At 61.2% G+C, this 13011-nt stretch carries 14 protein-coding genes; 9 read left to right on the top strand and 5 right to left on the bottom strand.

What is annotated here, in order from left to right:
• Positions 1-99 precede the first annotated feature (99 nt).
• Entirely contained in the window at positions 100-1563 is a 1464-nt protein-coding gene (locus AC0Z4S_RS00250) for a transglycosylase SLT domain-containing protein (RefSeq protein ID WP_485621584.1), read from the bottom strand.
• Between the two features lie 99 nt (positions 1564-1662).
• Positions 1663-2430, bottom strand: a complete 768-nt coding sequence (gloB, locus tag AC0Z4S_RS00255) for a hydroxyacylglutathione hydrolase (protein WP_485621585.1) — start codon at positions 2428-2430, stop codon at positions 1663-1665.
• A gap of 66 nt (positions 2431-2496) precedes the next feature.
• On the opposite strand from gloB, the gene AC0Z4S_RS00260 reads away from it, so the two are divergent.
• From AC0Z4S_RS00260 to AC0Z4S_RS00275, 4 genes are all read left to right on the top strand, one after another.
• Positions 2497-3255 carry a class I SAM-dependent methyltransferase gene (locus tag AC0Z4S_RS00260; protein ID WP_471879853.1) on the top strand — a complete coding sequence of 253 codons (759 nt, stop codon included), beginning with the start codon at positions 2497-2499 and terminating at the stop codon, positions 3253-3255.
• Positions 3256-3345: 90 nt separating this feature from the next.
• Positions 3346-3816 carry a ribonuclease HI gene (rnhA, locus tag AC0Z4S_RS00265; RefSeq protein WP_064390484.1) on the top strand — a complete coding sequence of 157 codons (471 nt, stop codon included), beginning with the start codon at positions 3346-3348 and terminating at the stop codon, positions 3814-3816.
• A 217-nt stretch (positions 3817-4033) separates the two neighbouring features.
• Complete coding sequence (gene dnaQ / locus AC0Z4S_RS00270) at positions 4034-4792, top strand: DNA polymerase III subunit epsilon (protein ID WP_485621586.1); 759 nt, start codon at positions 4034-4036, stop codon at positions 4790-4792.
• Positions 4793-5100: 308 nt separating this feature from the next.
• Entirely contained in the window at positions 5101-5715 is a 615-nt protein-coding gene (locus AC0Z4S_RS00275; protein ID WP_253500838.1) for a GNAT family N-acetyltransferase, read from the top strand.
• Here AC0Z4S_RS00275 and AC0Z4S_RS00280 read toward each other — a convergent pair.
• Entirely contained in the window at positions 5681-6574 is an 894-nt protein-coding gene (locus AC0Z4S_RS00280) for a LysR family transcriptional regulator (RefSeq protein WP_485621587.1), read from the bottom strand. The genes AC0Z4S_RS00275 and AC0Z4S_RS00280 overlap by 35 nt on opposite strands.
• Positions 6575-6659: 85 nt before the next feature.
• Positions 6660-6890 (bottom strand): hypothetical protein, encoded by a 231-nt coding sequence (locus AC0Z4S_RS00285; RefSeq protein WP_016774209.1) that lies wholly within the window; start codon positions 6888-6890, stop codon positions 6660-6662.
• A 183-nt stretch (positions 6891-7073) separates the two neighbouring features.
• On the opposite strand from AC0Z4S_RS00285, the gene AC0Z4S_RS00290 reads away from it, so the two are divergent.
• Positions 7074-7631, top strand: a complete 558-nt coding sequence (locus tag AC0Z4S_RS00290) for an NADPH-dependent FMN reductase (RefSeq protein WP_253500840.1) — start codon at positions 7074-7076, stop codon at positions 7629-7631.
• 184 nt (positions 7632-7815) lie between these two features.
• A complete protein-coding gene (locus tag AC0Z4S_RS00295) occupies positions 7816-9099 on the top strand; it encodes an arsenic transporter (RefSeq protein WP_485621588.1) in 1284 nt (427 codons plus the stop codon).
• An 86-nt stretch (positions 9100-9185) separates the two neighbouring features.
• Here the strand turns inward: AC0Z4S_RS00295 and AC0Z4S_RS00300 are convergent, their stop codons facing one another.
• A complete protein-coding gene (locus AC0Z4S_RS00300; RefSeq protein ID WP_471879848.1) occupies positions 9186-10136 on the bottom strand; it encodes a DUF1853 family protein in 951 nt (316 codons plus the stop codon).
• A 114-nt stretch (positions 10137-10250) separates the two neighbouring features.
• Here AC0Z4S_RS00300 and AC0Z4S_RS00305 point away from each other — a divergent pair, with 114 nt between their 5' ends.
• Genes AC0Z4S_RS00305 through AC0Z4S_RS00315 form a run of 3 tightly spaced genes read left to right on the top strand, consistent with a single transcriptional unit; the run spans position 10251 to position 12978 of the window.
• Positions 10251-11141, top strand: a complete 891-nt coding sequence (locus AC0Z4S_RS00305; RefSeq protein WP_041480619.1) for an NAD(+) kinase — start codon at positions 10251-10253, stop codon at positions 11139-11141.
• Positions 11141-12112: a metallophosphoesterase gene (locus tag AC0Z4S_RS00310; protein WP_485621589.1), complete on the top strand. Its 972-nt coding sequence runs from the start codon at positions 11141-11143 to the stop codon at positions 12110-12112. Before AC0Z4S_RS00305 ends, AC0Z4S_RS00310 begins: the two co-directional genes overlap by 1 nt.
• Positions 12109-12978 (top strand): rhomboid family intramembrane serine protease, encoded by an 870-nt coding sequence (locus AC0Z4S_RS00315; protein ID WP_485621590.1) that lies wholly within the window; start codon positions 12109-12111, stop codon positions 12976-12978. The genes AC0Z4S_RS00310 and AC0Z4S_RS00315 overlap by 4 nt, the downstream gene beginning before the upstream one ends.
• Positions 12979-13011: the final 33 nt, after the last annotated feature.

Genomic DNA, 13011 nt, shown 5'->3' on the forward strand with positions numbered 1-13011 from the left:
GCCCCCTTGGGGGAGAGGGCTGGGGTGAGGGGGATGGATCTTCAGGGCGCCACAAAACTTCATCCAAAAAAAAGCCCCGAAATCTCAGGGGCTCTTCTGTCAGTGCGGCTGATAAACCGTGAGCATCTGCCCCGGCTTCAACGCCTTGCCCGCACCCGGATTCCAGCGCTTGAGATGTTGCATCTCGACGTTGAACCGCTTGGCCACCACATACAGGGTGTCGCCGCGCTTGACCTTGTATTGGGTCTGCTGCTTGCTCTCGTCCTTGCCTTTGGTCTTGCTGTTGGCTGCAACCACCGTGTTGACCCGGTCGGATTTGCGCGCCGGGGCACGCTTGGTGTTGTCCTGCATGACCAGGGTCTGGCCGACCTTGAGGTTCTTGCCAGTCAGCTTGTTCCAGCGCTGCAGATCCTTGACTTCGACCTTGTTGGCCTTGGCGATGGAGCCGAGGTTGTCGCCCCGCTTGACCCGATAAGCGCGCTTGAGTTGCGCCACTTCAGACGGATCGGCGCCTTCGAACACCGGTTTCAGCGAGCGCGGGCTGATCAGTTCGTCCGGGCGCATGGTCTGCAGACTGGCGGTCAGCAATTGTGCCTTGGACGTCGGCACCAGCAAATGCTGCGGGCCGTCGATGGTGGTGCGCTGTTTGAAGGCCGGGTTGAGCTGGAACAGTTCATCCTCGTCGATGTTCGCCACCGCAGCGACCTTGGACAGGTCCATGCGCTGGTTGATTTCGACGACCTGGAAGTACGGTTCGTTGGCGATCGGGTTGAGGTTGACGCCGTAGGCTTCCGGCGCCAGTACCACTTGCGACAGTGCCAGCAGTTTCGGCACATACGCCTGGGTTTCCGCCGGCAGCGGCAGGTTCCAGTAGTCCGTAGGCAGGCCGAGCTTTTCGTTGCGCTCGATCGCCCGGCTCACGGTGCCTTCACCGGCGTTATAGGCCGCCAGAGCCAGCAGCCAGTCACCGTTGAACATGTCATGCAGACGAGTCAGGTAATCCATCGCCGCTGTGGTTGAAGCGGTGATGTCGCGACGGCCATCGTAGAAACGCGTCTGGCGCAGATTGAAGTAACGCCCGGTGGACGGAATGAATTGCCACAGGCCCACCGCATCGGCGCGGGAGTAGGCCATCGGGTTGTAGGCGCTCTCGATCACTGGCAGCAGGGCCAGTTCCAACGGCATGTTGCGTTCTTCGAGGCGTTCGACGATGTAATGAATGTAGAGGCTGCCGCGTTCGCCGGCATTCTCGAGGAAAGAGGGATTACTGGCGAACCACAGGCGTTGTTGCTCGATGCGCGGATTGACGCCAAGGCCTTCCTGCAACTGGAAGCCCTGGCGCATGCGTTCCCAGATGTCCTGGGGCGCCACGGGGGTGGGCTTCTCGGTCAGCCAGATCGGCTTCTGCTTGGCTCGCGCAGCAATGTTCGGCGTGTGCGTCGCTTCAGTCTGCGGAGCGTGGCTGGAACAACCCGCCAGCGTGGCGGACACAGCCACCGCGATGGCTTGCGCCAGGCGGGTCAAAGCATCTGAATTGACGGACTTACGTATGGATGACGACATTGGCTGGAAGTAAGTTCCGGGCAAAAATGTCGGGCGATTCTAGAAAGCGCACCCCCCGCGGTCAACCATTGAGAATTTCCGTGCCCGCCAGCCGCTCGCTCAGAACGTGTCTTTCCACGCTCGCAACGCCGCAAACACCTCGCTCGGCGCCCGGTTTTGAGCGCCTTCCCGTTCGTCCACTTTTTGTGTAACCAATGTTTCAGAAGTGCGTAAAAACGGATTGGTGAGCTTTTCCAGGGCCAGCGTCGACGGCAGAGTCATGACGCCGTTCTGCCGTTGCTGAATGACCTTTTCCAGACGAGCGGCAGTGTGCGGATTGCCTGGCTCGACGGCGGCGGCAAACTTGAGATTGCTCAAGGTGTATTCATGGGTGCAATAGACCAGCGTATCTTCCGGCAGCGCCGCGAGACGGCTGAGCGAGTGATACATCTGCTCAGGCGTGCCTTCGAACAGTCGGCCGCAGCCGGCGGCGAACAGGGTATCGCCGCAGAACAGCAGGCCGTGGTGGTAATAGGCAATGTGTCCCAAAGTGTGACCGGGCACCGCGTAGACCGCGAAGTCCCACCCGAGCACGTTGACGCTGTCGTTGTCCTTCAGCGCTACGTCGCGCGCCGGGATGCTTTCGCTGGCCGGGCCGTAGACTTTGGCGCCGGTCGCCGCTTTCAGGCGTTCGACGCCGCCGACATGGTCATGGTGATGGTGGGTAATCAGAATATCGCTGAGCACCCAGCCCGGATGCGCGTCGAGCCACGCCTGCACCGGGGCGGCGTCGCCCGGATCGACCACCGCACAGCGCTGGGTCTGATGATCCTGTAACAACCAGATGTAGTTGTCGGTGAAGGCGGGCAGGGCACTGATCTGTATCATCGTCGGAATTCGCCAAGCGGAAAACATTGGCGCATCTTAGTAGTTCCTGGCGCGTTGGAGAATGACATGACCGATAAAGCGTTCGCTCAGGCCGATCCCGACTGGCTGGCATTGATCAGCGCCGCCCGCGAATGGCTGTCGGGGCCGCTCGGGCAATTTCTGCTGGATGAAGAACGGCGCATGCTCGATGACGAGCTCGGGCGCTTCTTCGGCGGTTATCTGGTGCATTACGGCCCGTCCGCCGAAACCCCGCCGGCGGCGCCGCAAGTGCAGCGCAACGTACGTCTCGGCGCGCCGCTGCCCGGGGTCGAGATCGTTTGCGAAGAACAGGCCTGGCCGTTGAGCGAGCACGCCGCCGATGTGGTGGTGATGCAGCACGGTCTGGATTTCTGCCTGTCGCCCCACGGTTTGCTGCGTGAAGCGGCCAGCAGCGTGCGTCCGGGCGGGCATCTGCTGATCATCGGCATCAATCCATGGAGCACGTGGGGCCTGCGGCATTTCTTCGCCAACGATGCCCTGCGAAAGGCCCGCTGCATATCACCGTCGCGGGTCGCCGACTGGCTCAATCTGCTGGGCTTCGCGCTGGAGAAACGCCGCTTCGGGTGCTATCGTCCGCCGCTCGCGTCGCCCAAGTGGCAGAACCGTCTGGCCGGCTGGGAGCGCAAGGCCGGGGACTGGCAATTGTCCGGCGGTGGCTTCTATTTGCTGGTGGCGCGCAAGATCGTGGTGGGGCTCAGGCCATTGCGTCAGGAACGCCGCGAGCCGATGGGCAAGCTGATTCCGCTGCCGATGGCCAAGGTCAACCGCCGCCACATCGAACCGTAAACCCTCTTTTATTTGTGGTCGGGCTTGCCCCGGCCGCGGTCATTGTCGATCCGTGATTGGCAGGACAGGCATTTTTCTGGAAAGACTGGCATGAGCGAAAGCGTGGAAAGCGTCGACACCGTAGAACTGTTCACCGACGGCGCCTGCAAGGGCAACCCCGGCCCCGGCGGCTGGGGGGCGCTGCTGGTGTGCAAGGGCGTTGAAAAGGAACTGTGGGGCGGCGAGGCCAACACCACCAACAACCGCATGGAACTGCTCGGCGCGATCCGCGGCCTCGAAGCACTCAAGCGTCCCTGCGAAGTGCTGCTGGTGACTGACTCGCAGTACGTGATGAAAGGCATCAACGAGTGGATGGCCAACTGGAAGAAGCGCGGCTGGAAAACTGCCGCGAAAGAACCGGTGAAGAACGCCGATCTGTGGAAAGAACTGGACGAGCAGGTCAACCGCCACAAGGTCACCTGGAAATGGGTGCGTGGGCACATTGGTCATCACGGTAACGAGCGGGCTGACCAGTTGGCGAACCGTGGCGTGGACGAAGTGCGTGGTTACAAGCAGACCTGATTCCCTCCGTTGCACCGTGGTGCCCCCAATCGCGAGCAGGCTCACTCCTACAATTGGAATGCATTTCCCTGTAGGAGCTGCGGCACGCTGCGATCTTTTGATCTTGCTGTAAAAAAAATCAAAAGATCGCAGCCTTCGGCAGCTCCTACAGGCTTCATCCCCAGCGTGTTAACATCCGCGTTTTTTGCAAGATCGACCCGCTGAGAGCTGAACATTGATGGCCACCAGATCCGTTGTACTCGATACCGAAACCACCGGCATGCCGGTGACCGATGGTCACCGGATCATTGAAATCGGTTGCGTCGAACTGATCGGTCGGCGCCTGACGGGCCGGCATTTTCACGTTTACCTGCAACCGGATCGCGAGAGTGATGAAGGCGCCATCGGCGTTCACGGCATCACCAACGAATTCCTTGTCGGCAAGCCGCGCTTTGCCGAAGTCGCCGATGAGTTCTTCGAATTCATCAAAGGCGCGCAGCTGATCATCCACAACGCGGCGTTCGACGTTGGCTTCATCAACAACGAATTCGCCTTGATGGGCCAGCACGACCGCGCCGACATCACCCAGCACTGCACGATCCTCGACACCCTGATGATGGCCCGGGAACGTCACCCGGGGCAGCGCAACAGCCTCGATGCGTTGTGCAAACGTTACGGCGTCGACAACTCCGGCCGTGAACTGCACGGCGCCTTGCTCGACTCGGAGATTCTTGCCGACGTCTACCTGACCATGACCGGCGGTCAGACCAGTCTGTCGCTGGCTGGCAACGCGTCCGACGGCAATGGCACGGGTGAAGGAGCGGACAACTCGGCCACGGAAATCCGTCGCCTGCCGGTCGATCGCCAGCCAGCACGCATCATCCGCGCGACCGAAGAAGAACTGGCGGCGCATCTGATGCGGCTGGAAATCATCGCCAAATCGGCGGGAGCGCCGGCGTTGTGGACGCAGATTGCCGAGGCTGATGCGCAGGCCTGACAGATCGAAAAATCAAACGATCAGAAGAACAAAAGATCGCAGCCTTCGGCAGCTCCTACGGGGATTGCATTCCATAGTAAGGGACGAGGAAGGCGGCGATTTTTTGCTTTTGGCGACATGAAGCCAAGTTGCCACCCTCGCCACATCCGCTGCAACCCTCTACCCTGAGTGCATTGGCGGGTGCAGATCTGCCGCCTCAGGACACTGAGTCTCATGTACGAAGATTTGAAATTTGCGCTGGCGATCTTCCATCGCGACATCAAGGTCGACAACGTCGGCTGCGTCAAGGAATGAGGGCTTTTCCCAGTATGCGACCGGTCATGAATCCGAAATACCCAGGGTTGTCGGTGCGTGTCGCCGACGAAGGTTTTGCGCCGTATATCTGGGGTAGCGACTTCAGTTTCGAGGTCGCCGCCTATGGCGCCGCCGTGATCGGCAAACCGGTCGAGCAATGGCCGGTGACGCCGATCGTGCCCTATCGCAAGTGCTACGGCATCGATCCCGAGGAGTTCAGCGCCTTTCACAACGCGCCCGACAGCGCGATTTTCATGGCGTATCTGGACGACGAACCGGTCGGCCACCTGGTGATCAGCACCAACTGGAACGGGTTCGCCCACATCGATGAACTGGCGGTGCACGCCCCGGCCCGGCGCCACGGGGTGGCCAAGGCGCTGCTCGATGTAGCGCAGTTCTGGAGTCGCAAGAAAAAGCTGCCGGGCATCATGCTCGAAACCCAGAACAACAACCTTGGCGCCTGCCGTCTGTATGAACGCTGCGGTTACGTGATTGGCGGCATCGACCAGTTGCGCTATCGCGGCATCGATCCGCATACCGCCGAAGTCGCATTGTTCTGGTATCGGCTGTTCGATAATCCGCTGGAAAACCCGCTCAGATCGACAGCATCGCCTCGGCTTGTTCCGTGACGATTGTCAGCAAGGTCTGAATCGCCGCCGACGGCGCGGCGTGTTTGAAGGTCAGCGCGTAGAGGCTGACCGGCACCGCCGGTGATAGCGGGCAGACGTCCAGCCCGCCGGCGCGGGCGCCCAAAGCGGTGAACGGATCGACGATGGCCAGGCCTTCGCCGGCCTCGACCATGCTGCGCATCATCTGATGGGTCTGCACACGGGTCTGGATGCTCGGTGCCGGGCGCAAGGCCTGCAGTTTGTTTTCCAATGCCGGGCTCAGCGGATCCTGCCCTTCGAGACCGACCATGGCCTGACCGGCCAGGTCTGCCAAGGATATGTATTTCTGCTTCGGTTGCAGCCAGCCGTGCGGCGCAAGCAATTGCAGCTTGCCCTGGGCCAGCGGTTGGCAGTGGATGTCGGGGTGTTCGGGGTCGTGCAGGCTCAGGCCCAGATCGCTCTCGCGCAGTAACAGGCTGCGGACGATGTCCCGTGTCGGCGCGCTGAGCAGGCTGCAAGGTGCATCCGGCAAACGTCGGCGCAGGGCTGCCAGGCTTTGCGGTAACAGCTGTTGAGCCAGCGGCGGGGTGCCGATGATGCGCAGGGGCGGGGCGAGGTATTGCTTGAGGCTGCTGGCCAGACGCTGCACCGGCTCCAGCGCTGCATAGACGTGCGCGATTTCCACCTGCAAGGCGCGCGCTTCGGGGGTCGATTGCAGGCGCCCGCGAACGCTGGCAAACAGCATGAACCCCAGCTGACTCTCGGCTTCGCGCAAACGCTCTTCGACCTCGGTCACCGGCAATTGCAGCCATTCGGCGGCGGTGCCCAGGTGACCGGTCTGCAAGAGCGCCTGAATCACTTCGATGTGGCGTAAACGCATGCGTGAAGTCCATGTTCAGCAGGTGGGGTCAGACGCTGAATCCTACCCCAAGTCTGCACGCATGACTTCTGCTCATAACGCAGGGTTATTGAGCGACGGTTGGCTCAGGTTCGCGGATCAGGGTAATGCCTGATTGAACCAGGAGAAACTCGCTGTCACTGACCTTGTTGACCCGATCGCCAATAGCCAGTCTGTAAATGGGCTCCGAGCCAGTGGATCCGTCTGCAGACGGGTTCGATTCCTGGAATTCATGCACGGAATAAACACGGCCTTCCGCGTCTCTTGCATGAAACTGACCGACGAGTACTGCTGCCATCTGCTTAGAACCTCTGGAGATAAAACGCTTGATTTGCGGCTTTGTAGACCGTCACCAAGCTCGGTAAGTTTTCTTACAGGAAAAAAATATTCCTCGCGCAGGAAAAACCAATGATCACTGGTGAAAGCGTCACTGGATCATCTATAACTAGCGACTCTTCCCACAGACCATCGAGAGTCTTCCATGAGCAATGTCTACAACGTCGCTGTAGTGGTCGGTAGCCTGCGCAAAGCATCGATCAATCGCAAAGTCGCACTGGCCCTTGCCGAACTGGCACCGGCCAATCTCAAGCTCGAGATTGTCGAAATCGGTGAACTGCCGCTGTACAACGAGGACATCGACGGCGATTCTCCGCCCGCAGCCTACAGCACTTTCCGTCAGAAAGTGGCGTCATCCGACGCGGTGCTGTTTGTCACCCCGGAGTACAACCGCTCGATTCCGGCACCGTTGAAGAACGCCATCGACGTCGGCTCCCGCCCTTATGGCCGGAGCGCGTGGAGCGGCAAACCCGGCGCGGTGATCAGCGTATCGCCAGGCGCAATCGGCGGTTTCGGCGCCAACCAGCACCTGCGCCAGACCTTTGTTTTCCTCGATATCCATTGCCTGCAACAGCCGGAAGCGTATCTGGGCGGTGCGGGCAATGCGTTTGATGAAGCGGGCAAGCTGAGCGAATCGGTGAAGCCATTCCTGCAGAAATTCATCGATGCCTACGGCCAGTTCGTAGAGCAACACAAAAAATAATCTCACCGAGATTTTGGCTGCTTACAGAACCTGTGGGAGCGAGCTTGCTCGCGAAGGCGTCGTCAGCCGGTGCAAAATTGCTGACTGGACCAGCGCTTTCGCGAGCAAGCTCGCTCCCACAGGGGTATTTATTCACCTTGGCATTTGTCATCGTTCCACATCATCTCCTTGAAGGCTCCTGCGAATGCTCGCTGCGTCACTGATTTTCCTGCTGACCATCACCCTCGTCATCTGGCAACCCAAAGGCCTCGGCGTCGGCTGGAGTGCGACGCTGGGCGCCGTGCTGGCTTTGATCTTCGGCGTCGTTCATCTCACGGATATTCCGCTGGTCTGGCAGATCATCTGGAACGCCACCGGCACCTTCGTTGCGCTGATCATCATCAGTCTGCTGCTCGACGAGGCTGGCTTCTTCAATTGGGCAGCGCTGCATGTGGCGCGCTGGGGGCGGGGCAGCGGACGCAAGCTATTTGCCTTCATGGTGCTGCTCGGCGCGCTGGTGTCGGCGCTGTTCGCCAATGACGGCGCGGCGCTGATTCTTACGCCGATCGTGATTTCGATGCTGCTGGCGCTGCGCTTTTCCCCGGCGGCGACGCTGGCGTTCGTCATGGGCGCCGGGTTTATCGCCGATACGGCGAGTCTTCCGCTGGTGGTGTCGAACCTGGTCAACATCGTTTCCGCAGACTTCTTCCACATCGGCTTCAACCGCTATGCCGCGGTGATGGTGCCGGTCAACTTCGTCAGCGTTGCGGCGACCTTGGGCATGTTGCTGTGGTTCTTTCGCCGCGACATTCCTGCGTCTTACGACCCTGAACAACTGGAAAACCCGAGCACTGCGATCCACGACAAGGCGACGTTCCAAGCCGGTTGGGCGGTGTTGGTGATCCTCTTGATCGGCTGCTTCGCCCTCGAACCGCTGGGCATTCCGATCAGCGCAATTTCCGCGGTGTGCGCTGCGCTGCTGCTGGGCATCGCCGCGCGCGGCCACAAGATCTCCACGCGCAAAGTGATGAAAGAAGCACCGTGGCAGATCGTGGTTTTCTCGCTGGGCATGTACCTGGTGGTGTACGGCCTGCGCAATGCCGGACTCACCAGTTACCTCGCCGGGTGGCTGGATGTATTTGCCGGCCACGGCGTGTGGGGTGCGGCCATGGGCACCGGGGTTTTGACGGCGCTGTTGTCGTCGATCATGAATAATTTGCCGACGGTTCTGATCGGATTGCTGTCGATCGACGCGGGTCAGGCCAGCGGGGTGATCAAGGAGGCGATGATCTATGCCAACGTGATTGGCAGTGATCTGGGGCCGAAGATCACCCCGATCGGCAGTCTGGCGACCTTGTTGTGGCTGCACGTGCTGGAGCGCAAGGGCATCCATATTGGCTGGGGTTATTACTTCCGTGTCGGAATTGTATTGACCGTGCCGGTGTTGCTGGTGACGTTGGCGGCATTGGCGGTGCGGTTGTCTTTTTAGAAGCAAGATCAAAAGATCGCAGCCTCCGGCGGCTCCTACAGGGTGTACGCATTCCAAATGTAGGAGCTGCCGAAGGCTGCGATCTTTTAAGCCTGGCCGGGGACATTCGGCCAAAGATCCGCCACCAGAAACAACCGCTCCGCCTCTTCCCATTCGCCCTGGGCATTCTCGGTCAGGCGCACCATCAGCTGCGCCGGGGCCAGCGCTGGCAGATCCTCCAGCCACAAACGCAAATGCTCATCCGCCCAGACCTGATCTGCCGGGTAATGCGCTGGGGCGAGCCAGGCGTGGCGGGGCAGGGGTTGCCAGCGTCCCGGCGGACGTTGCGCGACGAACGCCGGCCAGTCCCTCTGATGCAGCCAGCTGCCGCGCAGATGTTGCGGATGGGCGCCGTTCGGTGGGTCAGCCTGCCCGGGCCACGGATACAGCAGATAACCGCCCAGCCACAACTGCGCGCTGAACGTTTCGATATCCAGCGCCGCCAGCACTTCGCGGCTTTCCGGGCGCGCCGAGATCGGTAACTGATGCTCGGCCAGATGCGCCAGTTTGCGATCCAGCCGGTCATGGCAACCCGGCCCCAGCCACTGCGCCGGGTCACGACCGTCGCCAGCCTGCGGGCCGAGGTAGAGCTTGATCGCCAGTTCCAGATGGTGCACGCCGTCGCGGTCACGCAGCAGCATGTCGAGTTCGCCGAGGGTGTGCCCGGCGCGGCGGATCGGCAGGTTGGCGGCGATCAGGTCGATGCCCGGTGCGTGCTCCACGGCGAACTGCCACAGGCGTTCGTAATACAGGCCCAGACGCCGGGTGCGCGCCTGGGACAGCCATTGCAGCAGGCCGTAACTGTCGCGGTCGAGCTGACGCAGCCAGTGTTCAAGTCGTTGCGGGTCGTGCACCCAGTCGCTGCCGGCCAGCGGATGGCGCTGCGGCCACGGCGTGGCGGCGAGCATCGGCGGCGCGAGGATCACCCACGCCAGGTCCCGCACCTCGGGATGGCGTAATTGGTGGGGCAGCTGCAGCAAATCGGGAAACAGGATCATCTTGCGAGCATAGCCTTAAACCTGAGCCCACCCTTGAGGCTGAAAGGATTTTGTCTATCTGGCGCTTTCGCCCATAATCGGGTTTTCGCGTTTTCGATTGTCCGCAGAGGTCCCATGGAGCAATTTCGTAATATCGGCATCATCGGTCGCCTGGGCAGTTCCCAGGTGCTGGATACCGTCCGCCGACTGAAACGCTTTCTGCTCGACCGTCACCTGCATGTGATCCTCGAAGACACCATCGCTGAAGTCCTGCCGGGCCACGGCCTGCAAACCTCGTCGCGCAAGATGCTCGGCGAAGTCTGCGACATGGTCATCGTCGTCGGCGGTGACGGCAGCCTGCTCGGCGCCGCGCGGGCGCTGGCCAGGCACAATATTCCGGTGCTGGGCATCAACCGTGGGAGCCTTGGCTTCCTCACCGATATTCGTCCGGATGAGCTGGAAATCAAGGTCGCCGAAGTGCTCGACGGCCACTATCTGGTAGAAAACCGCTTCCTGCTGCAAGCCGAAGTGCGTCGCCATGGCGAGGCCATCGGCCAGGGCGATGCGCTCAACGATGTCGTGCTGCACCCGGGCAAATCGACGCGGATGATCGAGTTCGAGCTGTACATCGACGGCCAGTTCGTCTGCAGCCAGAAGGCCGACGGCCTGATCGTCGCGACGCCCACCGGCTCCACCGCCTATGCGTTGTCCGCCGGCGGGCCGATCATGCATCCCAAGCTCGACGCTATTGTGATTGTGCCGATGTACCCCCATACCTTGTCGGGACGGCCAATCGTGGTCGATGGCAACAGTGAGCTGAAAATCGTCGTGTCCAAAGATATGCAGATCTACCCGCAGGTCTCCTGCGACGGCCAGAACCACTTCACCTGTGCACCGGGCGACACCATCACCGTGAGCAAGAAAGCGCAGAAACTGCGCCTGATTCATCCGCTCGATCACAACTACTACGAGGTGTGCCGGACCAAGCTTGGCTGGGGCAGCAAGCTGGGGGGTGGAGGCGACTGATGCTCGATCCCGCGCGCAGTTACGACCTGATCGGTGACGTGCACGGATGCGCTCTGACCCTCGAACACTTGCTGGACCGTCTCGGTTATCACAAGCAGGGCGGGGTCTGGCGCCATCCTTCACGCATGGCGGTATTCGTCGGCGACATTATCGACCGCGGCCCACGTATTCGCGAGGCGCTGCATATCGTCCACGACATGGTCGAGGCGGGGCAGGCGCTGTGCATCATGGGCAACCATGAGTTCAACGCGCTCGGTTGGGTGACCCCGGCGCCACCGGGCAGCGGCAAGCAGTTCGTGCGCGAACACACCAAGCGTCACGCGCGGCTGCTGCAGGAAACCCTGAGCCAATTTGAAGATCATCCAGGCGACTGGCATGACTTCCAACAGTGGTTCTACGAGCTGCCGCTGTTCGTCGATGCCGGGCGCTTCCGCGTCGTCCACGCCTGCTGGGACGCCGGATTGATCGAGCCGCTGCGGGCGTTGTTCCCCAACGGCTGCGTCGATGAGCATTTCCTCCAGGCTTCAGCCGTTCCCGGCAGCTTCGCCTGCACCGTGTTCGACCGCTTGCTGCGTGGCACCGATATGCGCCTGCCGGGCGGCCTGACCATGACCAGCGGCGATGGTCTGGTGCGTTCGTTCTTCCGCACCAAGTTCTGGGAAGACGACCCGAAAACCTACGGCGATATCGTCTTTCAGCCCGATGCGTTGCCGGAACCTGTCGCGCAGACGCCGCTGACTTCAACCGAAAAAAACTCACTGCTGCGCTATGGCGTCGACGAACCGTTGCTGTTCGTTGGCCACTACTGGCGCAGCGGCAAACCGGCGCCGATCCGCCCGAACCTCGCGTGCCTGGATTACAGCGCCGTGCTCTACGGCAAACTGGTGGCCTATCGTCTGGATCAGGAAACGCGCCTGGATCCGCAAAAATTCGTCTGGGTCGATGTCGAGCGGCCGGAGGTGCTGCAATGAGCGCGGTAGCGGTATTGCGCCTGCCGTTGGCGGTGGATTTGAGCGGCTTCGTCAAGCTGCTGCAACGTATGCAAGTGCCCCATCGGGTCAGCGAAGAAGCGGGCGAGCAGGTGCTGTGGGCGCCGGAGGAAATCAGCGAGGACGTGCGTTCGCTGTACGAGCGCTTTCCGGCCGGCGACTCGGATCAGCAACTGGACATGCCCGTGGGCCAGACCTTCAAAAGGCCGGGTTTTGCCGAACAGCTGAAACACGCCAGGGCCACCGGATTCGTTCTGCTGCTGAGCCTGATCGTCGGCGGTCTGACCTTCCTCGGCGAAAACCTGGAAACGCTGCGCTGGCTGACCTTCCTCGATTTCCGCGTGATCGGCGAGTACATCCACTTCACGCCGCTGGCCGACAGTCTGGCGGCAGGGCAGTGGTGGCGGCTGATCACGCCGATGCTGATCCACTTCGGCATCCTCCATCTGGCTATGAACGGCATGTGGTACTGGGAGCTGGGGCGGCGCATCGAGTCGCGCCAGGGCAGCATCAACCTGATCGGTCTGACGCTGCTGTTCAGCCTGGTGTCCAACTACGCGCAGTTCGTCTGGAGCGGCCCGAGCCTGTTTGGTGGGCTGTCCGGCGTGCTTTACGGCTTGCTCGGGCATTGCTGGATCTTCCAGTTGCTGGCGCCGAACCCGGCCTATCGTTTGCCGCGCGGCGTGCTGGTGATGATGCTGGTGTGGCTGGTGGTGTGCATGTCCGGGCTGATTTCGCTGATCGGTTTCGGTCAGATCGCCAACGCCGCGCACCTGAGCGGGTTACTCATCGGATGCTTCACCGGTTTGTTGGGCGGTTTGTATAACCGCCGTAAACTCGCCGTCTAACATTTTTGTTTCAGCAAAGAGCACGGAGACCCT

It is taken from the genome of Pseudomonas sp. 1L-B-1-E-C1, assembly GCF_057291835.1.

Excerpts from the sequence above, each read along its gene's own strand:
- AC0Z4S_RS00300 (WP_471879848.1), bottom strand. The coding sequence starts at position 10,136 with ATGATCCTGTTTCCCGATTTGCTGCAGCTGCCCCACCAATTACGCCAT.
- AC0Z4S_RS00305 (WP_041480619.1), top strand. The coding sequence starts at position 10,251 with ATGGAGCAATTTCGTAATATCGGCATCATCGGTCGCCTGGGCAGTTCC.
- rnhA (WP_064390484.1), top strand. The coding sequence starts at position 3,346 with ATGAGCGAAAGCGTGGAAAGCGTCGACACCGTAGAACTGTTCACCGAC.
- AC0Z4S_RS00260 (WP_471879853.1), top strand. The coding sequence starts at position 2,497 with ATGACCGATAAAGCGTTCGCTCAGGCCGATCCCGACTGGCTGGCATTG.
- AC0Z4S_RS00290 (WP_253500840.1), top strand. The coding sequence starts at position 7,074 with ATGAGCAATGTCTACAACGTCGCTGTAGTGGTCGGTAGCCTGCGCAAA.
- AC0Z4S_RS00310 (WP_485621589.1), top strand. The coding sequence starts at position 11,141 with ATGCTCGATCCCGCGCGCAGTTACGACCTGATCGGTGACGTGCACGGA.
- AC0Z4S_RS00315 (WP_485621590.1), top strand. The coding sequence starts at position 12,109 with ATGAGCGCGGTAGCGGTATTGCGCCTGCCGTTGGCGGTGGATTTGAGC.
- AC0Z4S_RS00275 (WP_253500838.1), top strand. The coding sequence starts at position 5,101 with ATGCGACCGGTCATGAATCCGAAATACCCAGGGTTGTCGGTGCGTGTC.
- dnaQ (WP_485621586.1), top strand. The coding sequence starts at position 4,034 with ATGGCCACCAGATCCGTTGTACTCGATACCGAAACCACCGGCATGCCG.
- AC0Z4S_RS00285 (WP_016774209.1), bottom strand. The coding sequence starts at position 6,890 with ATGGCAGCAGTACTCGTCGGTCAGTTTCATGCAAGAGACGCGGAAGGC.
- AC0Z4S_RS00295 (WP_485621588.1), top strand. The coding sequence starts at position 7,816 with ATGCTCGCTGCGTCACTGATTTTCCTGCTGACCATCACCCTCGTCATC.
- gloB (WP_485621585.1), bottom strand. The coding sequence starts at position 2,430 with ATGATACAGATCAGTGCCCTGCCCGCCTTCACCGACAACTACATCTGG.
- AC0Z4S_RS00250 (WP_485621584.1), bottom strand. The coding sequence starts at position 1,563 with ATGTCGTCATCCATACGTAAGTCCGTCAATTCAGATGCTTTGACCCGC.
- AC0Z4S_RS00280 (WP_485621587.1), bottom strand. The coding sequence starts at position 6,574 with ATGCGTTTACGCCACATCGAAGTGATTCAGGCGCTCTTGCAGACCGGT.